General features: G+C 71.4%; 1 protein-coding gene and 1 pseudogene. Both read left to right on the forward strand.

Annotated elements, in window-relative coordinates; all coding sequences use genetic code 11:
* A pseudogene (locus tag AC1DY5_RS55360) lies at positions 1-914 on the forward strand (diaminopropionate ammonia-lyase); the annotation flags it as partial.
* A gap of 210 nt (positions 915-1,124) precedes the next feature.
* On the forward strand, positions 1,125-1,484 hold a 360-nt coding region (locus tag AC1DY5_RS55365), incomplete at its 3' end, for a M20/M25/M40 family metallo-hydrolase (RefSeq protein WP_478122655.1).

The following is a 1,484-nucleotide window of genomic DNA, read 5'->3' on the forward strand; positions in this document are numbered from 1 at the left end:
GCCAGCACGCGGCCGCGCTGCGCGACTTCGTCGTCATCAGCGCCACCGACGGCAACCACGGCCGTGCCCTGGCGGCCGCTGCCCAGAGCATCGGCTGCCGCTGCGTGATCGTCCTGCACGCCAAGGTCAGCGTCGAGCGCGAGGAGGCGATTGCCGCCTTCGGCGCCGAGATCAGGCGCATCGCCGGCAACTACGACGAGTCGGTCGACGAGGCCGCGCGGCTGGCCCGCGCCAATGGCTGGGAGGTGGTGTCCGACACCTCTTACGAGGGCTACGAGGAAGTGCCGCGCGACGTCATGCAAGGTTACGGCGTCGTGGCCGAGGAACTGCTGGAGACAGTGCCCGACGGCGCGGACTGTCCCTACACCCACGTCATTCTGCAGGGCGGGGTCGGCGGCCTGGCCGCGGGCATCGTGAGCCACTTCTGGGAGCGCTACGGCGAGCAGCGCCCGCAGCTCATTGTGGTCGAGCCCGAGCAGGCCGATTGCCTGCTGCAGAGCGCGGTCCAGGGTCGGCCCGCGCGGGCCACCGGCAGCGTCGACTCGTTGATGGCTGGGCTGGCCTGCGGCCAGACCTCGCCCCTGGCCTGGCGTTTCCTGCAGCCGGCGGTGGACCTGTTCATGACCGTTTCCGATGCGCAGGCCGGCGAGGCCATGCGCGTGCTGGCCGAGGGCCGCTTCGGCGACATTCCGGTCGTGGCCGGCGAGTCCGGTGCGGCCGGCCTGGCGGCGCTGCAGGTCCTGGCGCGCAGCCCGGAGGGGCGGCGGACCGCGGCCCTCGATGCCCGATCGCGTGTGCTGCTGATCAACACCGAAGGCGCCACTGCGCCGGCGGTCTACGCCCTGCTGGCGGGGCGCGGCCACGAGGCCGTGCTGGAAGTCCAGCGGGGCTGGCAGGCGGCCCATGCCATCGGGCAGGACGGCTTGATGCAACGGATCGAGGCCCATGCCGCCATCGGCGCGATCGATGGCGGCGGCGTCTGCCGCCTGGCGCTGACCGACGCCGACCAGCGAGGCCGGGACCAGCTCGTGAGCTGGATGAAAGCGCTGGGCCTGAGCGTCCGGGTCGACCAGATCGGCAACATCTTCGGCGTCCGCCCAGGCAGGACGGAAGCGGCACCGGTGATGACCGGCTCGCACATCGACACCGTGGCCACCGGTGGCCGCTACGACGGCAACTACGGCGTGATGGCCGGCCTGGAGCTGGTCCGCTGGCTCAACGAGCGGAACATCGTGACCCGGCGCCCGCTGGTCGTGGCCGCTTTCACCAACGAGGAAGGCGTGCGCTTCCAGCCCGACATGATGGGCTCGCTGGTCTACGCCGGCGGCTACCCGCTGTCGACCGCGCTCGACACGATCGGCAGCGACGGCAAGCGCCTCGGCGACGAACTGCAGCGGATCGGCTACGCGGGAGATATGGCCTGCGGCGCCATCGTGCCCCATGCCTTCGTCGAACTCCACATCGAGCAGGGTCCGGTGCTGGAG

This window comes from Variovorax sp. P4_D9, from assembly GCF_056401695.1.